The 23530-nt window shown below is 61.8% G+C and carries 18 protein-coding genes; 9 read left to right on the forward strand and 9 right to left on the reverse strand.

What is annotated here, in order from left to right; translation table 11 throughout:
- Nucleotides 1–8 precede the first annotated feature (8 nt).
- From J1C48_RS00775 to J1C48_RS00785, 3 genes are all read right to left on the reverse strand, one after another.
- The gene (locus J1C48_RS00775; RefSeq protein WP_207255736.1) at nucleotides 9–881 is read right to left on the reverse strand and encodes a carbohydrate ABC transporter permease; all 873 of its coding nucleotides are present in this window, start codon (nucleotides 879–881) and stop codon (nucleotides 9–11) included.
- Nucleotides 882–1196: 315 nt separating this feature from the next.
- Complete coding sequence (locus tag J1C48_RS00780; protein WP_207255737.1) at nucleotides 1197–2519, reverse strand: ABC transporter substrate-binding protein; 1323 nt, start codon at nucleotides 2517–2519, stop codon at nucleotides 1197–1199.
- Between the two features lie 440 nt (nucleotides 2520–2959).
- Entirely contained in the window at nucleotides 2960–3916 is a 957-nt protein-coding gene (locus J1C48_RS00785; RefSeq protein WP_207255738.1) for a sugar-binding transcriptional regulator, read from the reverse strand.
- A 259-nt stretch (nucleotides 3917–4175) separates the two neighbouring features.
- Here J1C48_RS00785 and J1C48_RS00790 point away from each other — a divergent pair, with 259 nt between their 5' ends.
- The 5 genes from J1C48_RS00790 (at nucleotide 4176) to J1C48_RS00810 (ending at nucleotide 10038) form a co-directional block, all read left to right on the forward strand.
- Complete coding sequence (locus J1C48_RS00790; RefSeq protein ID WP_207256107.1) at nucleotides 4176–5570, forward strand: circularly permuted type 2 ATP-grasp protein; 1395 nt, start codon at nucleotides 4176–4178, stop codon at nucleotides 5568–5570.
- A gap of 3 nt (nucleotides 5571–5573) precedes the next feature.
- Complete coding sequence (locus J1C48_RS00795) at nucleotides 5574–6527, forward strand: alpha-E domain-containing protein (RefSeq protein ID WP_207255739.1); 954 nt, start codon at nucleotides 5574–5576, stop codon at nucleotides 6525–6527.
- Between the two features lie 397 nt (nucleotides 6528–6924).
- A complete protein-coding gene (locus tag J1C48_RS00800; protein WP_255679392.1) occupies nucleotides 6925–7398 on the forward strand; it encodes a TadE/TadG family type IV pilus assembly protein in 474 nt (157 codons plus the stop codon).
- Nucleotides 7395–9050: a pilus assembly protein TadG-related protein gene (locus tag J1C48_RS00805; RefSeq protein WP_207255741.1), complete on the forward strand. Its 1656-nt coding sequence runs from the start codon at nucleotides 7395–7397 to the stop codon at nucleotides 9048–9050. The genes J1C48_RS00800 and J1C48_RS00805 overlap by 4 nt, the downstream gene beginning before the upstream one ends.
- 256 nt (nucleotides 9051–9306) lie before the next feature.
- Nucleotides 9307–10038, forward strand: a complete 732-nt coding sequence (locus J1C48_RS00810; protein WP_207255742.1) for a proteasome-type protease — start codon at nucleotides 9307–9309, stop codon at nucleotides 10036–10038.
- Between the two features lie 88 nt (nucleotides 10039–10126).
- On the opposite strand, the gene J1C48_RS00815 is transcribed toward J1C48_RS00810, so the two are convergent.
- The gene (locus tag J1C48_RS00815) at nucleotides 10127–11473 is read right to left on the reverse strand and encodes a L,D-transpeptidase family protein (protein WP_207255743.1); all 1347 of its coding nucleotides are present in this window, start codon (nucleotides 11471–11473) and stop codon (nucleotides 10127–10129) included.
- A 410-nt stretch (nucleotides 11474–11883) separates the two neighbouring features.
- Here J1C48_RS00815 and J1C48_RS00820 point away from each other — a divergent pair, with 410 nt between their 5' ends.
- Both J1C48_RS00820 and J1C48_RS00825 read left to right on the forward strand, forming a co-directional pair.
- Nucleotides 11884–13470 (forward strand): gamma-glutamyltransferase family protein, encoded by a 1587-nt coding sequence (locus J1C48_RS00820; protein WP_207255744.1) that lies wholly within the window; start codon nucleotides 11884–11886, stop codon nucleotides 13468–13470.
- A 52-nt stretch (nucleotides 13471–13522) separates the two neighbouring features.
- The gene (locus tag J1C48_RS00825; RefSeq protein ID WP_207255745.1) at nucleotides 13523–14563 is read left to right on the forward strand and encodes a bile acid:sodium symporter family protein; all 1041 of its coding nucleotides are present in this window, start codon (nucleotides 13523–13525) and stop codon (nucleotides 14561–14563) included.
- A gap of 74 nt (nucleotides 14564–14637) precedes the next feature.
- Here J1C48_RS00825 and J1C48_RS00830 read toward each other — a convergent pair whose 3' ends face one another.
- The 4 genes from J1C48_RS00830 to J1C48_RS00845 all read right to left on the reverse strand — a co-directional run bounded on the left by J1C48_RS00830 (nucleotide 14638) and on the right by J1C48_RS00845 (nucleotide 20707).
- On the reverse strand, nucleotides 14638–17007 hold the full coding sequence (locus J1C48_RS00830; protein WP_207255746.1) for an EAL domain-containing protein: 2370 nt from the start codon (nucleotides 17005–17007) through the stop codon (nucleotides 14638–14640).
- Nucleotides 17008–17171: 164 nt separating this feature from the next.
- Nucleotides 17172–18005 carry a carbohydrate ABC transporter permease gene (locus tag J1C48_RS00835; protein ID WP_207255747.1) on the reverse strand — a complete coding sequence of 278 codons (834 nt, stop codon included), beginning with the start codon at nucleotides 18003–18005 and terminating at the stop codon, nucleotides 17172–17174.
- The gene (locus J1C48_RS00840; protein ID WP_207255748.1) at nucleotides 18002–18898 is read right to left on the reverse strand and encodes a carbohydrate ABC transporter permease; all 897 of its coding nucleotides are present in this window, start codon (nucleotides 18896–18898) and stop codon (nucleotides 18002–18004) included. The genes J1C48_RS00835 and J1C48_RS00840 overlap by 4 nt, the downstream gene beginning before the upstream one ends.
- A 480-nt stretch (nucleotides 18899–19378) precedes the next feature.
- On the reverse strand, nucleotides 19379–20707 hold the full coding sequence (locus tag J1C48_RS00845; protein WP_207255749.1) for an extracellular solute-binding protein: 1329 nt from the start codon (nucleotides 20705–20707) through the stop codon (nucleotides 19379–19381).
- Between J1C48_RS00845 and J1C48_RS00850 the strand changes: the two genes are divergently transcribed.
- The gene (locus J1C48_RS00850) at nucleotides 20694–20948 is read left to right on the forward strand and encodes a hypothetical protein (RefSeq protein ID WP_207255750.1); all 255 of its coding nucleotides are present in this window, start codon (nucleotides 20694–20696) and stop codon (nucleotides 20946–20948) included. The genes J1C48_RS00845 and J1C48_RS00850 overlap by 14 nt on opposite strands.
- Nucleotides 20918–21577: a GNAT family N-acetyltransferase gene (locus J1C48_RS00855; protein WP_231081507.1), complete on the forward strand. Its 660-nt coding sequence runs from the start codon at nucleotides 20918–20920 to the stop codon at nucleotides 21575–21577. The genes J1C48_RS00850 and J1C48_RS00855 overlap by 31 nt, the downstream gene beginning before the upstream one ends.
- 11 nt (nucleotides 21578–21588) lie before the next feature.
- Here the strand turns inward: J1C48_RS00855 and J1C48_RS00860 are convergent, their stop codons facing one another.
- Entirely contained in the window at nucleotides 21589–23346 is a 1758-nt protein-coding gene (locus J1C48_RS00860) for a glucosidase family protein (protein WP_207255751.1), read from the reverse strand.
- Nucleotides 23347–23530 lie beyond the last annotated feature (184 nt).

Here is a 23530-nt window from a genome sequence, read left to right on the forward strand (position 1 = left end):
GCCCTCCCTCAGGCGTCGAGGTTCTTGCCGATCAGGCGGACGAGGAATATCGCGACGATGTTGGCCAGAACGACCGCGACGATGCCGCCGGCCGATGCCGCGCCGATGTCGCCATAGGAGGTCGCCTGCTGCGCCACGAGATAGGTGATGTTGGTCGACTGCGAGCCCGGCCCGCCCTGGGTCGTCACCAGGATCTCGGCGAAGATCGACAACAGGAAGATCGTCTGGATCAAGATCACCACGGTGATTGCCCGGCTCATATGCGGCAGGGTGATGTACCAGAAGATCGACAACGCCCCGGCCCCGTCCATCTCGGCCGCTTCCTTCTGATCGGCCGAGAGCGACTGCAGCGACGTCAGCAGAATGAGGGTGGCGAAGGGCAGCCACTGCCAAGCGACGATGATGATGATCGACAGCAACGGCACCTCGGTCATCCAGTCGATCGGGGTCAGTCCGATGGCGGTCAGAAACTGACCGATGACCCCGTAGACTGGGTTCATCATCATGTTCTTCCAGACCAGAGCGGCCACCGTCGGCATGACGAAGAAGGGGGCGATCACCAATAGCCGGACGATGTTGACGCCGTAAAAGTCCTGATCGAGCAGCAGAGCGACCAAAATGCCGCCGATCACCGTGATGGCGAGCACACCAACAACCAGGACCAGCGTATTGACGAGCGCGGCAAGAAAGGTCGGATCGGCGAGGAAGTAGCTGTAATTGTCAAAGCCGACGAAGGGCTGCGAGATCGGGTTGTAGAGCGTATAGTTCAGCGTCGAGAAATACAGCGTCATCGCGAGCGGCACCGCCATCCAGATCAGGAGGACGATTACCGCCGGTGCCATCATGGCACGCGCCGCAGTCTTGGTATGCAAGGTCGCCATCGCGCTACTCGTTCTGCCGCCCGATCGATATCGGCGGGAAGTCGCAGAATCAAAGCGGCCTGTGGGCTACGCCCCCGTGCCGCTTTTCTAACAATGCGCCGCAGCGCCGGTTACCAGCCAGAATAGGCCGGCCCGGCGCAACGCCGCGGCGTTGGCAGGAAGATAGTGTCCAGACCGAATTCATGAGCTACCGCCACAAGACGGTCGCTTGGAACCCAGCCGTTCTCCCTAGCCGTTGGACCGGGCGGCTCTTTAATGGCTGGCCGCCCGTACCCGATATCGACGCGCCTTCGAGAAGACGAGGCGCCTGCAGCGTTACCGTTTTAGGTAACCCCCGCGCTGCATCTCGCGGGTCGCGATCGCTTGGCTCTGCTTCAGCGCCTGATCGACCGTCGAGGAACCCGAGAGCGCCGCCGCCATCTGCTGGCCAACCGCCGTGCCGATTCCCTGGAATTCCGGGATCGCCGCGAACTCCAAACCATAATAGGGCTTGTCCTTGGTCGGCGACGGATCGGCATGCTGGATGGCGTTCAAGGTCGCCTCGGCGAACGGCGCGGCCTTGATGTATTCCGGATTCTTGTAGAGCGAGGTGCGAGTGCCCGGAGGCACATTCGCCCAGCCGTCCTGCTTGGCGACGAGATCGAGATATTCCTTGGACGTCGCCCAGGCGATGAAGGTCTGCGCCGCTTCTACCTTCTTCGACGAGTTCGGGATCGCCAGGTTCCACGCCCACAGCCAGTTGAAGCCATCATTCGGGCAGCTGTCGGTGCCGCAGGGCGCCGGCGCGAAGCCGACCTTGTCCGGCACCTGGCTCTGCTTCGGATCGGTGACGAAGGAAGCCGCCACCGAGGCGTCCATCCACATGCCGCACTTGCCCTGGCCGAACAACTGGAGGTTTTCGTTGAAGCCGTTGGAAGCCGCCCCCGGAGGGCCGTATTTGGTCATCAGGTCGACATAAAGCGAAACGGCTTTCTTCCAGCCTTCGCTCTCGAACTGCGGCTGCCAATTGGCGTCAAAAAAATTGGCACCGAATTCGCGAGCCATATTGCCGAGGAAGGCCATGTTTTCGCCCCAGCCCGGCTTGCCGCGCAGGCAGATGCCGTAGACGCCGGCGCTCTTGTCGGTGATCTTCTCGGCAGCTTCGGCGATGAAGTCCCAAGTCGGCTTCTCGGGCATGGTCAGCCCGGCCTTCTCGAACAGGTCCTTGCGGTAGAGCGTCAGCACGCCCTCAGCATAAAACGGCGCGGCGTAGAGCTTGCCGTCATTCGACAGCGCGCTGTGGATCGCCGGGATAAGGTCCTTTTCGTCATAGTCGGCGCCGAGCTTGTCAAGCGGCTTCAGCCAGCCCTGCTTGGCCCAGATCGGCACTTCGTAGGTGCCGATGGTCATGATGTCGAACTGCCCGCCACCGGTCGCGATGTCAGTGGTGACACGCTGGCGCAGGATGTTCTCTTCCAGCGTCACCCAGTTGATCTTGATATCCGGATGCGCCTTCTCGAACTCCGGCGTCAGCTTCTGCATCCGGATCATGTCGGAGTTGTTGACGGTGCCGATCGTCAGCGTCGTCTGCGCCGACGCCGGTAACGCGACGCAGGCAATCAGCGACGCCGCAGCCGCCGCCGTTAGGGACAATTTCATGGGAGCCTCCCAGCTCGAAGATGAGCAATTACTCAATCGCAGGGCAAATATTCACTTGGTGACGATGTCATGTCAACCAAATTTCATGCCGCAATGCAGCACGAAGCCGTCCGCCCGGATCCGCCATCAAAATCGCGTTGCGCTCGAAGATGGATCAGGGGCGGGCGGCGGCAACCACCGGGAGGCACGAGCCTGCGATTTGATGATGAGTCGATAAAGCAGGGCGTTACAGTGCATTGCTTCGGCCGGATGCGGCCATCAGAGGATCGGCGGCGGGCGCATCCTCACGCGCAGAGCGTGTATCAAGCCAGTGCCGTCAGCGTGCCCGACCACACCAATTTGTCCCCGATCCGTCCCCTTGGAACGGCAAGCCGAGGTGTCGCCGAAACGCGCTATGCGGTCGCAGCTTTATTGGTGCTCTCGGCGACTGATTCGGCTTTTTAGCAAGTCAGAAGTCGATCGGCCGTCGCTTCGTCGGTGATCAGCCCGCTGATCAGTCCGCCGGTCGCCACCGCCCGAATCGCCGGCGTCTTGGCCGGCCCCATGGCGACGGCGATCACGTCGCTGCGGCTCGTCGCGGGAATCGACGCGCTGGCGACGCGCTCGTTGAATGCGCAATCGATCAGCGTGCCCGACGTGTCGAACACCCAGCCGACGATTTCGCCAACAGCGCCGAGCCGCACGAGATCGTCCCGTTCCTCAGGCGTGATGAAGCCGTCGACGACGAGCGGTGCCTTGGCCGAGATCTCGCCGACGCCGACGAATGTCACCGTTGCTTCGTCCGCCAGCCGCAACGTGCGCACCACAACCTTCTGCTGATGCAGGAGCTGGCGCTCCTCGGCGGTCGAGACGACCACCGGCAGCGGCATCGGGTAATGCGGCGCCTTCACCTGATCGGCCATGGAATAGATCACGTTGTAGACCGACGCGGATCCGTCGGGCGCGATATTACCGGTGAGCGAAACGATCCGGTGCTGCTCGCAGCTCATCGGCGGCAGATGCTCGACGGCGGCCCGTAAGGTCCGGCCGGTGCCGAGAGCGATGACGATCGGCTCATCGCGCCGCAGATGCCGTTCCATCTCGGCGGCACAGGCTTCGGCGACGCCGAGCGTCGTTGATGCCGAGGTCGGATCCGTCGGCACCACCTCGCAATGACGAAGACCGAATCGTTGCTTCAGAAGCTCCGCGCGCTCCAGGCAGGCCGAGATCGGATGGTCGATCCTGACCCGCACTAGCCCCGCCGAAACGGACAGCGACACCAGCCGCTGGGCCGCTTGGCGGGAAATGCCAAGCTTCGCCGCGATCTGGTCCTGGGTGTTGCCGGCGACATAGTAGAGCCACCCGGCCCGGGCCGCCTCGTCCAACCGTGTCGTTTCGTCGTTGCGCGTACTCGCCATTTCCAGCCGTCCGTCAAAGCCGGAAATGTGTAATGCTCATTGGCGCCGCCTGGCAAACCGTCAGCCGATTTTCATCTCGCATCAAACCAATTACGGCCGCCCTCAACCCACCGTCACCCCTTGCGTCAAGCCGGGCAATCTTCTCCGAGCTGCTTCGAAATTCCAGTGATAGACGGTCGAATTCCCTTGATTTTCTCAATTGCGGCTTTCTCTTTAGCTAGGAGCGAAACGGAGAACGCCAGTGAAACCATTCGACGAGATGCTCGTGACGGACGAAGTCGTCCGCGATCCCTATGGCCGCTTTCACGAGTGGTATAAGGACCAAGATCCGACCCTCCTCGGCGAAAAGGCGGGCGAGGCCGAAGCCTTTTTCCGGCGCACCGGCATCACTTTCAACGTCTATGGTCAGCACGAAGCCGCCGAGCGCCTGATCCCCTTCGACCTCGTTCCGCGGATCATGGCGCGCGCCGAGTGGGACAATCTCGCCGAGGGCATCGAGCAACGCGTCACCGCCCTCAACGCCTTTCTCGACGATCTCTACCATGACCAGGAGATCATCAAGGCCGGCAAGGTGCCCGAGCGCCTGATCGCCGGCAACGAAGCGTTTCTCGACGTCATGCGCGGCTTTCGCCCGCCCGGCGGCGTCTACACCCACATCATCGGCACCGACATCGTGCGCTGCGGCGAAAACGAGTTCTACGTCCTGGAAGATAACGCCCGCACCCCGTCGGGCGTCTCCTACATGATCGAAAACCGCGAAACCATGATGCAGATGTTCCCGGAGCTGTTCGCGCAGAACCGGGTGCGGCCGGTGGAAACCTATCCCCATCATCTGCGCCGTTCGCTCGCCGCCGTCGCGCCGCCGGCCTGCGAGGGAACGCCGACGATCGCCGTTTTGACACCCGGCATCTACAACTCGGCCTTTTTCGAACACGCCTTCCTTGCCGACCAAATGGGCGTCGAACTTGTCGAAGGCTCCGACGTCGCCGAAATCGACGGCCGCATCCAGATGCGCACCACCGAAGGCTACAAGCCGATCGATGTGCTCTATCGCCGCGTCGACGACGCCTTTCTCGATCCGAACGTCTTCAATCCCAGCTCGATGCTCGGCATTCCGGGTATCATGGACGTCTACAAGAACGGCGGCATCACCATCGCCAATGCGCCGGGAACAGGGATCGCCGACGACAAGGCGATCTATTCCTATATGCCCGAGATCGTCGAGTTCTATACTGGCAGGCCGGCCAAACTGCAGAACGTGCCGACTTGGCGTTGCGCCGACGACGACAGTTTGAAATACGTTCTCGACCATCTCGAAGAGCTGGTGGTCAAGGAGGTGCACGGCTCCGGCGGCTACGGCATGCTGGTCGGGCCGACCTCAAGCCGCGACGAGCGGGAGCTCTTTGCCGAAAAGTTGAAGAAAAAACCGTCCAACTACATCGCCCAGCCGACGCTGGCGCTGTCCACGGTGCCGATCCTCGTCGATGGCGGGCTCGCCCCGCGCCACGTCGACCTGCGCCCCTTCGTTCTCGTTTCCGACAAGGTCCGGATCATCCCCGGCGGCCTTACCCGCGTCGCCCTTAAGGAGGGCTCTCTGGTGGTCAATTCCAGCCAAGGCGGCGGCACCAAGGACACCTGGGTTTTGAGGGACTGATCGATGGCACTTCTTGGACGCACCGCCAACGGCCTCTTCTGGATGTTCCGCTACATCGAGCGGGCCGAAAACACTGCCCGGCTCCTCGACGCCGGCCAACGCATTTCCTTGACCAACCTGTCCTCCGAACCCGACGAATGGCAGCCGGTGCTGGTCTCAGCCGGGGTCGAGGCGGCCTATAACGCCAAGTACCAAGACTACGATGCGGAAACCGTCATCGACTTCATGCTTTGCGATCGCGACAATCCGTCGAGCGTTCGCTCCTCGCTGGAGACCGCGCGCACCAACGGACGCATGGTGCGCACCGCGCTGACCCGCGAGCTGTGGGAGGCGGTCAACGAAAGCTGGCTGGTGATCCAGCGCCGGCTGTCGGCACCGGTCTCGACGCGCGAACTGCCGGCGGTGATCGACCTCGTCAAACGCCAGGGCGCCCTGATCCGCGGGGCCTTCCAAACGACGATGCTGCGCAACGAGATCTTCGACTTCTGCAATCTCGGTGCCTTCATCGAACGTGCCGACAACACCGCCCGCATCCTCGACGTCAAATATTGGCTGCTCTTGCCCGAGCACAGCCAGGTCGGCTCGGCACTGGACAATTTCCAATGGCGCTCGATCCTGCGCTCAGTCTCGGCGCACCGGGCTTATGCCTGGGAGTATGACGGCGAGTATCAGGCGGTGAACATCATCGACTTCTTGATGTTGAACCGGCGCATGCCGCGCTCGCTCGCCCATTGCTACCATCTGATCGCCGAGAGTCTCGGATATCTCGACCGCAATTACGAGGTTCATCACCCTTGCCACAACACGGCGATGGCGATCCGCGAGCGGCTTGCCGGGGCGAGCGTGCGCCAGATCATCGACGGCGGCTTGCACGAATTTTTGGAAGGCTTCATTCGCGACAACAATCGCCTCGCCCAGGAAATTGGCCAAAGCTACCGCTTTTATCCGGGCAGTTGAAACCGCAGCGGCAAATCCCGAGCGTCTGAGGCCGCGACCTCCGGGCGCTCGGAGCCTGTAGGTTTTCACGCATAATTCAAGAAACACATTGCAAATGCCTCAATTGAGACAGTTACATTACGCTAAAATACTGCGACATTCCGTCGCATTTAACGAATTTCACGAGACTTATTCATCGTCCTTTCGGCCGATTATCGTTCGCCTCGCCGGAAAAATCCCTCATTTTAAAGCGTTTCAGAAACCTTTATGTCAGCAATCGCAACGGTTTCGAATACGATAGTTTGAAATACTGACGTCTATTCACGAAACGTCAACCTTACCGCTCAGGCAGATGTAGAAACCTTTACAACTTTGGATCAGCATCCCGTTCGACGGAATCATGATCTGGAGATTGTCTATGCCCCCGCTTCCGGCCGCCCCAACGCCAGCTGCAAGTGGACTATGTGCGGAAAAATCCGCATTTTCAGCCATATTATGCTTCCTAAAGAACCGCAACGGTAGCAATGCCGTCGAATTCGCGCTCTTGATGCCAGTGTTTTTGCTCCTGCTGTTCGCGATGATTTTCTGCGCCTGGTATCTTGGAATCTCGCACTCGTTGCAGCAGATCGCCGCCGATGTCGGTCGCTATGCCATGGTCGGCCTCACGCCCCAGGAGCGCGAGGCGCTGATCAATCGGCGGATCACAGCGGACGCCGGACAATATGTGCTGATCCGGCAGCAAAACCTCAAAGGCACGGGGGTCGAAAAGAACGGCGCCTTGACCGTGACACTGGACTATGACGCGTCCTATCTCCCCACACCGCAGCTCCTGACCGAGGCGATCGGCCTACCGTCATCGATCCAGCGAACCGCCACGGTGCTGCTGCCGTGACCGGTCTTCCCGCCAGGATCCGCGAACTGACGGCCTCAACGGCCGGCTCGATCGCGGTGACCTTCGCCCTGACCTTGCCGGTCGTTCTCGGCGCCAGCGCCTTCGCTGTCGACGTCGGCTCGGCCTACCTTGAACGCCGCTCGCTGCAAAGCGCCACCGACGCCGCGGCGCTGGCTGCGGCACAGCGCCCGGACGAGGCCCAAACGGTCGTCGAGACAATGCTCGCCGCAAATGGCTTTAAGAATGCCAAGGCCGCCGTTCAAATCGGCCAGTACACCAAAGATCCGAAGATCGATCGTGACGCGCGCTTCGCTCCGGCCGTGACGGGCAACGCCATCCGCGTGACAGCGGCCACCACGATGCCCTTCATCTTCGGCAAGCTGCTCGGCATGGGTGAGGTGGAAATCAGCACCCGGTCCGACGCAGCGCTGTTCCCGGTCGTTTCGTTTTCGGCGGGCAGTCGGCTGGCCTCGGCAGAGCCGGACCTTCTCAATGCCATCGTCGGCCCTCTGCTCGGCGGCGGCATCGGACTGACCGTGCTCGATTATCAGTCGCTCGCCGGTGCCACGGTCGATCTCGGCGGGCTGCTGACAGGCCTGTCCGCGAGCCTGCCGGCGGATGCAAACCGCACGACTCTGGACCTCATCGGACAGTCCTTCAAAGTCTCGGCGATTGCCACGGCAATGTCCCAGGCGATGGCCTCGCAGGGAAATCTTCCGGCCGCATCGGCCCTTCAGAAAATCGCGAATTCGCCGCTTCTCGGCAACGCAACGACCAGCATGAACGATCTCATCACTTTCGATGATTACCAGAAGAAACTCGCAATCCAATATCCGCCGTCGATCTTCAGCGCCGACATTTCGGTGCTTGATCTGATCTTCGCGTCCCTGCGCAGCCAAGGCATCGGCACGACCGGCAACGTGAATTTGAATCTGCCCTACGTGGCATCGATCTCGTTGGCCATGCAGATCGGTGAGGGCATGCAGTCGGCGAAGTCGGTCGCGGTCGGCGGAGTGGGCTCCAAGATCGCGACCGACCAGGTTCGCACGCGTCTTTCCATCAGCACCGCAGCGATCGTCGCCGGTCTGAAACCGCTGCAAATTCCCCTCGAAGCGGTCGTCGCCGGGGGCTCTGCTGAAGTCGTCGGCGCGACCTGCTCGCTCGATCCGAGCGCACGAGAGGTGAAACTCGCTGTCCTGCCAGGCATCGCTCGCGCCTCGATCGGTCATTTCGACAAGCCATTATCGGACGCCAATGTCGGCGACCGCCTCGATTTTGCGACGATCGTCGACGCCTTGCTGGCGAAGGTCAGAGCCAAAGGCAATGTCGCCGCCGAACAGACCACTCCGATCATCGTCACCTTCCGCGGATCGGAAATCGGCGACGGAACGATCAAGACGGCGCGCACCCAGACCCTATTCCAAAGCCTCACCACAAGTTTGTTGCGGGACACCGAGGTCCAGGTCAGCGTTCTTGGGCTCGGTCTGTCATCCTCGCTGATCCAGCAAGCGGTTTCGAACGTGCTGATCGGCCTTTCCTCACCGCTCGACAACGTTCTCAACACCACTCTCGCCGTCGCGGGTGTTGGACTGGGCGAACTCGACGTGCGGGTGGACAATCTGTCATGCGGCAACGCGCGCATCGTCGGCTGACATACGCTGTCGAACGCGGGGCATGCGGGCCGATCGGGGGGCGCGGCGCCGAGGACGCGCTGCGATCGGCCACCGCACCGGACATGGCACCCGCCATCGGCTCGACAGCCCGACCCGCGCATGGCTGCAACATCGCGACGAAAAAAGGTGAACGCAAGCGCAATCGGTTAGTTGTCTTCCGTCGAAACTTGGCAGAATAAAAACCTCCCATTCGTGGCAGGCGGTTCTGCCGATGCTTTGAGGACGGTCGACTGCAATGACATACTGCGTCGGGCTCATGGTCGACAGCGGCTTGGTGTTCATGTCCGACACCCGGACGAATGCCGGGATCGACAACGTGTCGACCGTTCGCAAGATGAAGACCTGGGACGTGCCCGGGGAGCGTTTTCTGTGCCTGTTGTCGGCCGGCAATCTGGCGACGACGCAAGCCACGGTGTCACTGCTCGACGAGCGCATGGTCGCGCCCTCCGAACGCCAGCCGAGCATCTTGAGCCAACCCTCGATGTTCCAGACCGCCAAGCTGATCGGCGAGACGGTCAAAGAAGTGATTTCCGGCAACGCCCAAGGCGGTCAAATCGCCGAATCGGTGTTCTCGGCGACCTTCATCTTCGGCGGCCAAATCAAGGGCGGCCGCCCGCGCCTGTTCATGATCTATCCGGAAGGCAACTTCATCGAAGCCGGCGCCGACAATCCGTTCTTCCAGATTGGCGAGCACAAATACGGCCGGCCGATCATCGTGCGCACCTACGACCCGCAGATGTCGCTGGAGGACTGCGCCAAGCTGCTGATCGTCTCCTTCGATTCGACCCTGAAGTCGAACCTGTCGGTCGGCCTGCCGATCGATATGCAGTTCTACGAGACCGACAGCCTTGCCAAAGGCTATCGCCGTCGCTTCGATCAGAAGGACGAGTACTACACGACGATCTCCGAAGGCTGGTCGAACGCCCTGCGCAGCGCCTTCGACGCCCTGCCCGCCTTCGAGCGCTGATCCCTTTCAATACCACGAAAAAAACGCCCGTGAAACTTTGCCACGGGCGCCTGATCGTCAGAGCCGGTTTCGACCGGCCGCGCGTGTCTCAGCGATAGATGTCTTCGTCGCCCTGAACGTAAGGATTCTTCTGATTGCCGGTATAGGCCGTCGTCTTCAGATCGCTCATCGCCAACTGATCCGAACCGTCGCGATGATAGATGTCGTCGCGGAACTGCACGACATTCGGATCGGTCGCCCAGGCGGTGATGTAGGTGAAATAGACCGGCACCGGATTGACCAGGTCGACGTCCTCGCGCTGGCGCGAAGCGATCACCTGCTCGATCTTCTGACGGTCCCAGCCCGGCGTGTCGCGGGCCAGCCAGACGACCAGATCGCGGACATTCTGCACGCGCACGCAGCCCGAGGAATCGAAGCGCATCAGATTCGAGAAGAGGCTCTGCTCCGGGGTGTCGTGCATGTAGACCGAATGCGGGTTCGGGAAGTTGATCTTCACCGACGCCATCGCGTTGTCTTTGCCCGGATCCTGCCGGAACAGATATTTCACCGCGTCGTCGCTGTTCCAGTTGATCGACTGAGGCGGAATCTCGTTCCCCTGGTGATCGAAGATGTGGATGTTGGCCTTCTCCAAATAGGTCGGATCCTTCTGCATCAAGGGAATGATGTCCTTGCGCACGATCGAAGCCGGAGCATGCCAATAGGGATTGAGGTTGAGATTGATGATCTTCGATTCCAGAATTGGTGTCTGGCGATCGATCTTGCCGACGATCGCCGTATGCCGCTGCACCACCTGGCCGTTCTCGACCGCCTCGATCGCCGCCGCCGGAATGTTGACCATTACGAAGCGCTGGCCGAGATCCTTCGACACCATCTGCTGCAGCCGGCCGACATTGATCATCAGCTGGTTCAGCCGCAGATCCGCAGGAACGTTGATGGCCTTATACGTGTATTTCGACACGACGCCGTCCACCGGCAGACCGTGGCGCGCCTGGAACCGCTTCACCGCCGCTTCGACATAGGTGTCGAAGGCCGTCGACATGCCGAGGCCTTGCGCCAGATCGCCAGCGATGGTCAGGCGCTGGCGCAAAGCCGGGACGGCCTGAGAATCAACGCCGATCCGCAGCGTGCCGACCTCGGGCACTTGCGGCCAGCCGCCCGATGAGACGATGCCCTGATAGGCGTTGACCGCCGCTTGGGTCGACATCAGCGTTGCGTTCGAGAAGATCGGCGTCGCCGAAGAGACCTGCCGAGCGCTGATGCCGCGGGTGTCGAACTGATCGTCCCAGTTGCCCCGGCTTGGGGCATTGAGGATCTCCGACAAGGCGTTCTGCGCGAACGCGCTGCCCGGCGCCATACCGAGGCCGACCGCCGCAGCACCCAGCAGAAACTGTCTGCGCGTCGACGCCAGAGTGTCGCGATCGGCCGCTCTCGTCATGCAATTCCCCCTTCAGGTCTCAGTCTCGCGCAACGGCGCGTGCGCGGCTTTCCACCAGCAATCGGTCAATCGAAGCGTGTATCCCCGCGCCACTTCGCCGATTTGTCTGAGAACAATCCACCGTAGTCGTCGTCTTATCCGGGTTAATATGGCTAAAGCGTGAAAAAACCTCAGTCACCGCGGCAGCTTTGAACAAGCTCACGTGAAGAGCATGTGTTCGCCTTGGTGGCGCGCTGCGCGAATTGCCGTTTCTGCCGATCAGCCACGCGGCCATCCTACTCGTCGATAATGACCGTCGCCCGGCCCGCGACGCTGGCATCGCGATCATGCCGTTGCCTTATGGCAGTCCGGGCCAAGGAGCGCTATGGCTGTCGACGATTGTGAAAGATCGGTGGCACAGGGAGAAACGCATGCTGCAGAGCGCCAAGGGGCTGAACGGTTGCTTCAGCGCGCCGCACACGGCCGCAGCTCTTGCCGGACAGGCGATTCTCGCCAAAGGCGGGACGGCAATCGAGGCGATGGTCGCCGCCGCGGCGGCGATCGCCGTGGTTTATCCGCACATGAACGGGATCGGCGGCGACGGCTTCTGGCTGATCGCGCGTCCCGGCGAGCCGCCGATCGCCATCTCCGGCTGCGGCCGCGCCGCCGAGCGGGCGACGCCCGAATGGTTTGCCAACCATGGCCACACCGCGGCGATCCCGACGCGGGGGCCGCATGCGGCCTTGACCGTACCCGGCACCATCTCCAGCTGGCAGCTGGCGCTTGAACAGGTCGCACCGGATCGGCGGCTGCCACTGTCGGAGCTGCTCGCTTCGGCCATCGCGCTTGCCGAACGTGGGATGGTGGTGACCGGCAACCAGGCCGCCTGCACCACGGCGAAACTCGACGGGTTGAAAGACGTCCCCGGCTTCGCCGAGACCTTCCTCATCGACGGCGCGCCACCGCGCGAGGGCGACGTCCTGCGCCAGCCGGCGCTCGCGCGCACGCTGCAAGCCCTCGTCAGCGACGGGCTCGACAGCTTCTATCGCGGCCCGATCGCCGACGCCCACGCCGCCTATCTCGAAGCGCTCGGCTCGCCGTTGCAACGCTCGGATTTCCAGCGCTTTGCCGCCGAGATGGTGGAGCCACTCAGCGTTTCGCTCTCGGCGGGACAGGTGTTCAATCTGCCGCCGCCGACGCAAGGCGTCGCCTCGCTGATGATCCTCGCCCTATTCGACCGTCTGAAGGTGGCCGAAGGCGAAGGCTTTGATCACGTCCACGGGCTGGTCGAGGCGACCAAGCAGGCTTTCCTTTTGCGCAATGCCGGCCTCGGCGATCCGGACGTCATGGACGAACCGGCAAACACCTGGCTTACCCCGGAGCGGCTCGACGCGCTCGCCGGCCGAATCGACCGGAACAAGGCGATGTCCTGGCCGGTCGTCGCCAAACCGGGTGACACGGTCTGGATGGGCGCCGCCGACGCGCAAGGCACGGTCGTCAGCTTCATTCAAAGCGTCTTCTGGGAGTTCGGCTCGGGCGTCATCTGCCCGCAGACGGGCGTGTCGTTCCAAAACCGCGGCGCCGGCTTCTCGCTCGCCCCGGGTCCGAACCAAGTCGGCCCGGGCCGTCGTCCCTTCCACACACTCAACCCGGCGCTCGCCCGGATGAACGATGGCCGCGTCATGGCCTATGGCACGATGGGCGGCGAAGGCCAGCCGCAGACCCAGGCGGCGTTCTTTTCGCGCTATGCCCTGTTCGGCTTGGGCCTGCAGCAGGCGGTGACGGCGCCGCGCTGGCTGCTCGGCAAAACCTGGGGCGATCAAACGACGACCCTCAAGCTGGAGAATCGTTTCCCGCCGTCCCTCATCGACGCACTGCGCGCCGCCGGCCACGCGCTTGAAACCATCCCCGCCTTTTCCGACATGGCCGGCCATGCCGGCGCCGTCATACGCCATCCCTCCGGTGTGCTCGAAGGGGCGAGCGATCCGCGCGCGGACGGCGCAGCCTTGGCGTTCTGACCCCTCCATCGCTCCTGCGCACTGACGACAAAACAAGAAGCTGAGAACCAATATGCGCCTGCCAAAAATCGATATGTTCGTGGTCGGCCTCGCGGCCATGGTCGGCCTCGCGATTCTTTGGCCCGAGGGCGGACGGACCGGTGGCCTGCTGCATTGGGACTATGTGACGACCTACGGCATCTGCGGCGTCTTTTTCCTCTACGGCCTGACACTCGCGCCAGAACGCATGCGCGCCGGCCTGACCCGCTGGAAGGCGCATATCGCGGTGGTGATCGCCACCTTCGGGCTGTTTCCGGCGGTGGTGCTGGCGGCCGAATGGGCCTTTCCCCATCTGCTGCCCAAACCCGCGATGATCGGCTTCTTCTACGTCGCCGCGCTGCCCTCGACGGTCTCCTCGTCCGTCGCCATGGTTTCGCTCGCCAAGGGCGACGTTCCGGTGGCGATCTTCAACGCCACCTTGTCGGCCCTGCTCGGCGTCTTCATCACCCCGGCTCTGATGGCCTGGTACATGCAGACCAGCGGCGCGCCGGTGCCGCTGCTGCCGACGATCCTCAAAGTCGTGCTCCTGGTGTTGCTGCCGATCATCGTCGGCCAGGTCGCCCGCCATTGGCTCGCGGGCTGGGCCAAGGCCCATTCCGGCTTCATCAAGCGCGCCGACCGGGCGATCATTCTCGCCATCGTCTATGGCGCCTTCTCCAATTCGGTCCATGATGGGGTCTGGGTGCGCAACGACCCCTCGATCGTCGCCGAGATCGCGGCCGGCACCATCGCGCTCTTCGCCGTCGTCTACACGCTGACGATCGCGATCGCCGCCGTGCTCAAAATGGACCGCGGCGAGGCGATCGCAGTGAAATTCTGCGGCTCGAAGAAATCGCTGGCGACGGGCGTCCCCCTCGCCCCGGTGATCTTCGCCGGACGCCCGGATCTCGGCCTGATCATCCTGCCGATCATGCTGTTTCATTTCTTCCAGCTCTTGATCGTCAGCACGATCGCGACGCGGATGTCGAAAGCCGCGGACGAGGCCCCGGCCGCCCAAACGGCTCCCGTCGCAGAAACGACGATCAGCACCGCCGCGGCCGATCAATCCCGCTGAGGCGCGCAAAGGCCGGGCGGCGCGGCCCGGTCACAGGCCGCTCGGCCAAAGCCGGGGCAGCGTCTCAAGCCGCATCACGCCGTTGCGGCAAGGCAAGTCTCTTTATCCGCCGCCGCAATAGGACCCGGCCGGCCGAGGAAATAGCCCTGCCCCGCGTCGCAACCGATCCGGCGGAGCAATTCCAGCTGCGAGGCGCTCTCGATGCCCTCCGCCAGGATCGAGATGTTCAGCTCCCGGGCGATCATCATCAGCCCTCGCAGGATCGCCATCGACGGCTTGTCGGTTTCGGCAGTCGCCACGAAGGATCGATCGATCTTGATCCGGTCAAGCGGCATGTCTCGCAGATGGGCGAGTGAGGAATAACCGGTGCCGAAGTCGTCCATGGCGATCGACACGCCCAGCGCCCGCATGGCGTTGAGGACCATCGCGATGTGCTTGCCATCCTCCGCAATCGCGGTTTCGGTCAGTTCGACTTCGAGACGATGGGGCGCCACGTTGCTCTCGGCCAAAGCGCGGGTCAGATGCGACAAGAGCCGGGGCGAATGGAACTGCACCGCCGAAATATTGACCGCCATATAAAGCTCGGCCGGCAATTTCGCCGCCTGCCGGCAGGCTTCCTCCAACACCCAGGCGCCGATCTCGACGATCTGCCCGGTCTCCTCGGCCAACGGTATGAACTGCGCTGGAGAAATCGGGCCGAGCACCGGATGCTGCCAGCGCAACAACGCCTCATAACCGATGAGCCGGTCATCGTGCTTCAGCGAATGGACCGGCTGATAGACCAAATGGAACTCGCCACGGGCAATCGCCACGCGCAGATCAACCTCAAGCTGGGCGCGCGCGGCGATTTTCTCGACCATGCCAAGACAGTAGCGGCTGAGGCGATCGCCGCCCCGGCGCTTCGATTCGTAAAGCGCGATATCGCAGAACCGCATGAGTTCGGCAGCGTCTTTGGCCTCACGGGTCGAACACAGGCCGATGCTGCAGCCGACGGAAATCTCATTGCCGCCGATCTGGAATGGCTGGCTGATCTGATCGAGGATCTCCTCGGCGATGGCCGTCGCGGCTTCGAGATCGCCATAGACCAGAACCGCCATCTCGTCGCCGCCGAGCCGAGCAACAAAGCCGGCCTCGCCGGCGATCTGCGACAGCCGCCCCGCGACCTCGATCAACAATTGATCGCCAACGCCGTGGCCGTAGGTATCGTTGATGATCTTGAAGCGATCGAGATCGAGCAGCAACAGCTTGAAATGGTTGTTGGGCTTGAAATCGTCTTCGAGCCGTTGCAACAGGGCCCGGCGATTCGGCAGACCGGTCAGCGGATCCCCATAGGCAAGCTCGGCGATGCGGCGTTGGGCCTCGCGCTGAGCCGAGACGTCGTCGAAGGTCAAGACGTAGCCACCCCCGTCGACCCGCCGCAATTCGACCTCCATGATCCGCCCGTCGTCCATCACATATTCGATGCTCTCGCTGTCTGCTGCCGACGTCCATAGTCGGGCGCGCTCGATTGCCAGTTTCCGCCGGTCCTGCGACCAGCCCTGCGCGTCGCCGATCGCCGCGATCACCTCGCTATGGGACATGCCTTGGCTGAGAATGCCGGGCTGCAGCCCTGTGATTTCGAGATACCGCCGGTTGAACAGCTGCAGCGAACCGTCCTCGCCGAAATAGACGAGGCCGTTCGACATGTTATCGAGGGCGGCGGCAAGGATTTCCGCGTGGCTGCGTGCCTGCGCCTGAAAGCGCCGCGAGGTGACAACGCCGAAGAACGCGCCCAAAAACAGCACTGTCGTGCCCGCCGCGGTGAAGATCGACAACATCGTGTTTTCCTGCGGCAGCACCAGGCGGCTGCGGAGCCCGACGAACTCTGTTCCGGCGATGGCGACGAAATGCGTGCCGGCAACGGCGATCGTAAAAGCAAGGCCGGTGATGAGCCAGATCGGGCCCTTGCCGACCGGCAGCGCGCCCACGAGGGCGAGCGTGCCAGCGCCGACCAGACAGGCCAGCATGACCGATTCCGGCGAGGAGACCGGGACACCGATCAAAAGCCCCGCCATACCGGTGAAATGCATCCCTGCAATACCGAGGCCGGACAGTGCGCCCATAACGACACGCGCGACCCGGTTGGCCAAAACTGCCGACAGCGCAAAGGGCAGCCCAGCCAGCATGATCCCGACCAGCGCCGAGACAGCCGTGGTCCATCCCCCAAAGCTCAGCATCAGATCCGGTCGATAACCGAGCATGGCCACGAAATGGGTGGTCCAGACCCCGATTCCGGCGACGACCACGGCGCCGGCCAGCAGGCTTCGCCGCGGGCGCCCGGTGGCCAGAACGGCAAGCTGCAATAGTGTCGCCGAGAGCCACCCCGCAACGAGGCAGATTGCCAGAGCGGTGGCGACGACACCGAGGGAATGGTCGGCAGCAAGTTGGGCGAGCGTCACGATCATTCCGCAACGTTAGAAAATCAGGTTAAATTTCTCCTGAACAAACTGCTCGCGCGCGAAAAATTGCAGGACACAATAGGCCGGCACAGATCGATTGGTGGCATCTGATCGGCAACGCGCCGACGGATTCGCCGCGCCGGGGCCGAGAGGCGCGCGAGAATTTGCCCCTATTTCGTCGCTCCCGCGGTCAAGCCAGAAATGAATTTTCTTTGAAAAACCATATAGATAACGACCAAAGGGGCGATGACGATCACCGCGCCGGCAGTAAGGACGGGCGTGTTGACCGTGTAACGGCCCTGGAAGAAAAGCATGCCGATCGGAAGCGTGCGGTAGCTGTCGTCGTTGACCAGAATCAGCGGGATCAAAAACTCGTTCCAAGTCCAGATGAACAAAAAAACGCCAAGCGTCGACATCGCCGGTAACATTAACGGCACAATGACCCGGCGCAGGACATAGGCGCGCGTGGCACCGTCGAGAACCGCAGCCTCCAGAATATCCTTCGGCAATTGTTCCATCGCGCTCGCCATGAAGATTGTCGCGAAGGGAATCGACAGTGCGATTTGCGGCAAGATCAGCGCCGCGTAGGTGTTGATGAGCCCCGTGTATCGCATCTCGTAATAGAGCGGAATGATGAAGGCTTCGACCGGCACCATCATGCCAAATGCCAACAGCGCAAAAAGGAAGCGTTTGAAGGGTAAACTCAAAAATGCGAAGGCGAAGCCCGAGAGGGTGCCAAGAAAAATCGAGACGATCACCACCGGAAAAACGATGAGCACCGAATTCAGGAAATAGACGCTGAAGTGCCCGTCGACCCAGGCGCTCGCGTAATTCTCAAAATGCGGATATTCGGGCAGCACGAAGGCACCCTGCATGAGGTCCGGACGGCTTTTTAGCGATGTGAGGATTAAAAGCCCGAACGGCACGACCGTCACCAGCGCGAACGACCACATAATGATCCGTGTCGGCCAAACCGTCCGGCTGAGACTCAAACCGCCGCTCATGACGTGCCTTTCCCACCGACCGGCCGCACCAGGCGGTGGACGGCATAATTGACGATAAAGACCAAAACCGCACCGACAATGGCGACGGCCGCGCCGTATCCGTAGCGGTTAAGCTGAAAGCCAAGCTGGTACATGTAGAGGTTCGGAACGAGCGTTGCGTTGGACGGGCCGCCGCGCGTCATGGTGAAGATGAGATCGAAGCTCTTGATCGACTGGATGATCGTCAAGAGCAGCGCAATCCGGATTTCCGGCAAAAGCAGCGGCAAGGTGATGAAGAAGAAGGTGCGGGGCCCCTTGGCGCCGTCCACTTTTGCCGCCTCGAAGAGCGACGGTTCGATCCGCTGCATGCCTGACAGGAACAGGACCATACAAAAGCCGAAGAAATACCAGCTCGCGACCATCCCCACCGCCGGCAGCACAAAGGTGAAGTCACCAAGCCAGGGCAAGGCGTATTTGCCGAGACCGGCGAGCTTCAAGGCCTGATTAAACGGGCCGAAGGCCGGATTGTAGAGCCAGTGCCAGATGATTCCGAGGACCGCCGTCGGCATGATATAAGGCAGAAAAAGCAGCGTCCGCAACGCGAGCTGTTCTTTTTGTCGAAATCTCCAGACGATCGAGGCGAGAACGATTCCGGATGAAATCGGAATAGCGCAGTAGAAAATCAGAAAAATTGCATTGTTTTTTAAAGATACGTAAAAAATATCGTCGCTGAAAAGTTTGATATAATTTCCAAAACCCACCCAATCAGGCCAAGCGATGCCATTCCACTGCGTTAAACTGATTCCAACAGCAGCGATAATGGGCCCCATAACCAGCGCGAAATAGATCAATAGAGCCGGCAGAACATAAACGAGATTCTTGCTGGGTCTGGCGTCGAGTGGGGAGAGCTTCATACGGGTTTTCCGGTTGATCGGCTTTCGGCCGATGCACGTCGGGATCACAGCATGCGGTGGGGCCGTGCGCGTGTGGCGAAAACGGAGACGGGCATTCGGATCAAAACACGCGAGGAGATAAAAATTGACGGTACATCGGCATCACTTTGATCAAAGACAGCCGGCTTCCGCAAAAAGCCTTGAGCGCCACTTTCCAGGCGCCGTGTCATTGTTGGCCGTCTTGTCAAACCGCATCATTTTTCGCCGTCGCAACGCCACCGTATCGGCCCGAAAATCGGAATCGATTTTCGACAAAGTACGGTGAGTCAATTCAAAGGCTTAGAGCGACCTTTCTGCGTCCGATAGGACGCAGGGCGCTCTAAAAGACGGCGTCGCGCCTGCGCTGCTGGCTGGAGGCCTATTGCCAACCGGCCCGGCCGCTTCCGCCGCCGTCTGGGGCGGCGGAAGCGACGCGTCGCTGAAGCCCTTTACTTGCTCTTTCTACTTGCTCTTCATGTAGGCTTGGTAGTCGGCATCAAGCTTGCCGATCAGCTGCTCCGGCGTCTCCTGACCGGCCAGCAGCAGTGGCGTGTTGTCGTCGAAGGTCTTCAGCATGGTGGGGCTTGACCAGTCCGGATAGTGGCCGAGCGCGTTGTTCTTGTTGAGCGCCGTCCAGATCGCGATGCCTTCCTTCAGAAGCGGCGGAACCTTGATATCCGCAGTGGCCGGCACCGAAGTTGCGGGCAGATAGCCCGCCTTGGCCCAGGTGACCGCCGCATCCTTGGAGACCATGTAATTGATATACTCGGCGGCAAGCTTCGTCTTATGCGCTTTTTTGGCAATGCTCGTGATCGCCCAGGCCAGATCGACGCCACCGACGGAGAGCGGATGAGTAACCCCCTTGGGCGCGGGAATCGCCATGAAGTGAATGTCGGGATTGGCCTCCATCTCGCCGAAATACCAGGTTCCCGAAATAAGGAACGCACCTTGGCCGGCAACGAAAAGCTGCACGGCATCATCACCGGAAATCCCTTGATAGCCATCGAAGAAATAGCCGTTTTGCGCCCAGTTCTGGACGATCTTTGTGGCCTGCAAATTGCCCGGTGTCTTAAAGGTTCCGCCGTGGCCATAGACGAGATCATCGAGTGCCTTGCGATTCGAGGCGTCGATATGCGCCTGTGAAATGCCGGCCAGCATGTGCAGCGCCAGATGCCCCTTGGACGTGCCGATCATGAAGGGCGTCTTGCCGGCGGCCTTGACCTTGTCGGCTGCGGCCATGAAATCAGCGAATGACTTGATCGGCAGTTTGACGCCCGCCTCTTCCAGCACCTTTTGATTGTAGTAGACGCCGACGATCTCGCCGAGCGAAGAGATGCCATAGGTCGGACCGACGCCAAATTCGCCCTTGTCCGACCAGCGGTCGCGCTCCAGCAGACCATCGGACTGGCTCTCGGCCCAACCATATTGCTTGATGAAGGCATCAATCGGTTCGAGCAGATGTTGCTTGACCATCAGGCCCATGGCTCCGGCGCCCTGATTGACCTTCGTTACGTCCGGGCCATCGCCCGACGAGACGGCGAGCTTCAAAGTCATGTTCAAATCCGTGAAATCCCGCACGGTCCGGTCGAGTTTGACGTCAGGATGCGCCTTCGTGAAATTGCCGTTCAGCTCCGTCATCACGGCGGCACGTGATTGAGAATCGTGATCGTCCCAGACCGTCAGGGACGCAGCATGGACCCCGGTCGAAAGGCCGAGCATGGCGATACAGGCAAGAATACCGCCCCTCCTCGACTTCGGCGACAGGCCAAGCGAAAGTATGCTGTCGAACATCGGTTCCACCTTTCTGATTGGGTCTATCCATTTTCTTCGTTTCGGCCCGCCGGCACTTTCGCCGACGAACCGCCATGCTGCGCTGGGCCTTTACCGGTCCGGCGAATTGCTGCTAAAGCTCGCGTGTCCGGTCGTCATGATCGCGCATTGTCTGAATTTCGGCCCGACGCGCCCGTCGGCAGCGTCAATCGACGCAAGGCCGGGCACGCCATGGCTGGCAAACAAGTCACCGTTGAAATGATGCCCCGTTCCAGCTGCTGTCGTATCCGCCCAGCCGTCGACGACGACGCGGACGCCCTCTTCGATATCTGCCTGAAGACAGCCGACGCCGGCGCTGATGCGAGCGCCCTCTTTGGCGATCCGCGTCTGCCCGGCTACATCTGGTCGGTGCCCTATCTGAAACTTGCGCCCGAATTCGCTTATGTGCTTGCCGACGGCCTGCGCACGATCGGCTACGTCCTCGCGGTAGCGGATACGGCCCGGTTCGAAGACGAGCTTGAAAAAACCTGGTGGCCTCAGGTGCGTCGCGCGGTGGCCGACCTGCCACCCCGACGGCCGAATGATGCGCAGGCGCTTGAGCGGATCGCCGCGCCGCGACGAAGCCCACAATGGCTGCTCACCGATTATCCGGCGCATCTTCACATCAACATTCTGCCGATCAGGCAGTCTTCTGGATGGGGGCGCAAGATGGTCAACAAGACGCTTGACGCCTTGTCGTCGGCCCACGTGCCGGGCGTCCACGTCGGCCTGCACCCCCTGAACGAACGAGCACGGAGCTTTTACAGCCATCTCGGTTTTGAGAATGTCAGCCGCGATGGTCATATCCTTTATGCGCGCCGGCTCCCGGGGCACGAAGGCAAGGCGGGGTGACGGTCTGCCGTTCATGACTGACCCTCCGCATTCACAGCTTCGAGGCCGTATTTGAGAACGACGGCGGCGGGCATGGCGCTCCAGCCCTGAAGCAGGGATCCGCGCCCATAGGGGGGCGAGAAATATTCCACCGCCCCCGCCCAGCCGTTGGCAAGGCAGGTCTCCCACCAGCGCGTCAGGGCATAGCGTGCGCCGCCCAGGCCACGGCGCAGACGTTCTTCCGCATAAGCGCCGTCCCAATAGGGCCAGTCAGAACCGTTGTGATAGCGGAAATGGAAGGCCGTCTTGGAACGCGTATCCTTCGCCCGCTTGAAAGGCGGATAGGCGCAAAGCACCCCCCAGTCGCCGTAGGGCTGTTCGCTATTGTGGCGCGATTCGAGGACCTTGCCGAAGGCATTGAGCAGGCCGATGGCGCGCTCGGGCGAAATTGCGTCGTAACGGGCGAGCGTGACGCTGTCGAGGACGAGATGATCTTCGACGAAGCCGTCTGGGGCAATGTAGTCGGCATAGCTGCCGCGCTCGGAAACAAAGAGCCTATCCTCGACTTCCGCACGCGCCTTCGCCGCCACCTCACGCGCCTTTCCGGCAAGCATCGGGTCGTGGTCGGCGCCAAGTTTTGCCACCGCGTCCAGGCTCCCGACGAAAAGGCCGAGGTCGTAGGAAACGAGGCCTTCGCGATAGACGTTGTCCGCCCAGTCTCGATCGTTCCGAGGCTTCAGCGGAAGCACGCTGTCCCGCCCCGCAAATCCGAGATAGCGCTCGATAATCGTCGCAACGATCGGCCAATGCGCCTGCGCTTCGGCAATATCGCCGGTCGCCTCGACATAATCGCCGAGAAAAAGGATGAAGAAGAGCGGGCTATCGAAATGGTCGCTCCACCAATCGCCCGGTCTGTTGTGATGGTCGGGAAAGGCCTTGACGCGCTTGCCCGGATTGGCCCTGCAATCGGCGACGAAACGTTGCCAGGCTTGTGATTGCGCCGGTCCTGTGAGAATCACGCCGCTCGGCGCCTCACCGTCGGGCTGGATGCCTTTCGCCAGGAGCCGGATTTCCTCGCGCACGGCCTCTGGCGCGAGTCTCAGGAGCGCCTGCATCGTCCAGTAGCCGTCACGATAATATGTCCGTGCCGGCGCGCTATAGGCTTGGCCCGCCGCCAATCCGGCAAAGGCGCCATTCTCATCCTGCCGGATGCTCGACAAAGCCGCATGCACCCCCTGCACGACCATACTGCGGAGAAGCGGATCGGCCTCCGGAGCCGCGTCGCAGCGCATGGCATAATCCGCCGCCTCGGCGACGATCTGTTCATTCGAAAGAGCAAATGCGCCTTCAGCCTCTGCCAGCGACGCTCCGACGGCGATCCGCAGGTCGGCCCCGTCCGTCTCGACGATGACCACGCCCCAGCCGATCTCTGCGGTTCGGCGACCTTTCGTTCTTGTGACCTTGGCTTTGGCGGCCTCGCCGGTCGTCTCATGCCACCAGGCACAGCGGCGGGCCGGATGAAGTGATGTCAGCTGCGCCCCTGTGATCAGCAGGATCGGCTTCGACTGGGCGACATAGATTGCACCATTCGCCGCAACGAGCCGGTTGGGGCCGTAGACATAGGGGGCGCAAAGCGACGAAAATCGCACCCGCCCAAGGCTGCCCGACGCCCAGAGAGCCAGATCGACATAGCCTTCCGGGCTGACGTCCGCCTGCAGTCGCGGCGCCATGATCGGCAGGAGAACCGGATGCGAGGTGGTGACTTCGCCTTCGGGCGTCGGCTTCATCATGGGCGTGTCAAAGGCCAGTCGGTCGATGCGGCGCCGCAAACGCCTGAGCAAACGGATGCGCAAATTGCGACAAATGCCCGCTGCACCGCTCCCGTCGACCGCGCGACGAGGCGACAACAGATCAGGCCTGCGGCAGTGTCTGGTCCGGCGCCAGAGGTGCGCAGAGCGCAATACTCCCGCTGCA

It is taken from the genome of Jiella flava (assembly GCF_017349315.1).
Classification (GTDB): Bacteria; Pseudomonadota; Alphaproteobacteria; order Rhizobiales; family Rhizobiaceae; genus Jiella; species Jiella flava.

Bases quoted from the DNA above. Each gene is read 5' to 3' on its own strand.
- J1C48_RS00775 (WP_207255736.1), bottom strand. From the start codon at position 881: ATGGCGACCTTGCATACCAAGACTGCGGCGCGTGCCATGATGGCACCG.
- J1C48_RS00780 (WP_207255737.1), bottom strand. From the start codon at position 2,519: ATGAAATTGTCCCTAACGGCGGCGGCTGCGGCGTCGCTGATTGCCTGC.
- J1C48_RS00785 (WP_207255738.1), bottom strand. From the start codon at position 3,916: ATGGCGAGTACGCGCAACGACGAAACGACACGGTTGGACGAGGCGGCC.
- J1C48_RS00790 (WP_207256107.1), top strand. From the start codon at position 4,176: ATGCTCGTGACGGACGAAGTCGTCCGCGATCCCTATGGCCGCTTTCAC.
- J1C48_RS00795 (WP_207255739.1), top strand. From the start codon at position 5,574: ATGGCACTTCTTGGACGCACCGCCAACGGCCTCTTCTGGATGTTCCGC.
- J1C48_RS00800 (WP_255679392.1), top strand. From the start codon at position 6,925: ATGCCCCCGCTTCCGGCCGCCCCAACGCCAGCTGCAAGTGGACTATGT.
- J1C48_RS00810 (WP_207255742.1), top strand. From the start codon at position 9,307: ATGACATACTGCGTCGGGCTCATGGTCGACAGCGGCTTGGTGTTCATG.
- J1C48_RS00815 (WP_207255743.1), bottom strand. From the start codon at position 11,473: ATGACGAGAGCGGCCGATCGCGACACTCTGGCGTCGACGCGCAGACAG.
- J1C48_RS00820 (WP_207255744.1), top strand. From the start codon at position 11,884: ATGCTGCAGAGCGCCAAGGGGCTGAACGGTTGCTTCAGCGCGCCGCAC.
- J1C48_RS00825 (WP_207255745.1), top strand. From the start codon at position 13,523: ATGCGCCTGCCAAAAATCGATATGTTCGTGGTCGGCCTCGCGGCCATG.
- J1C48_RS00830 (WP_207255746.1), bottom strand. From the start codon at position 17,007: ATGATCGTGACGCTCGCCCAACTTGCTGCCGACCATTCCCTCGGTGTC.
- J1C48_RS00835 (WP_207255747.1), bottom strand. From the start codon at position 18,005: ATGAGCGGCGGTTTGAGTCTCAGCCGGACGGTTTGGCCGACACGGATC.
- J1C48_RS00840 (WP_207255748.1), bottom strand. From the start codon at position 18,898: ATGAAGCTCTCCCCACTCGACGCCAGACCCAGCAAGAATCTCGTTTAT.
- J1C48_RS00850 (WP_207255750.1), top strand. From the start codon at position 20,694: ATGCTGTCGAACATCGGTTCCACCTTTCTGATTGGGTCTATCCATTTT.
- J1C48_RS00845 (WP_207255749.1), bottom strand. From the start codon at position 20,707: ATGTTCGACAGCATACTTTCGCTTGGCCTGTCGCCGAAGTCGAGGAGG.
- J1C48_RS00855 (WP_231081507.1), top strand. From the start codon at position 20,918: ATGGCTGGCAAACAAGTCACCGTTGAAATGATGCCCCGTTCCAGCTGC.
- J1C48_RS00860 (WP_207255751.1), bottom strand. From the start codon at position 23,346: ATGATGAAGCCGACGCCCGAAGGCGAAGTCACCACCTCGCATCCGGTT.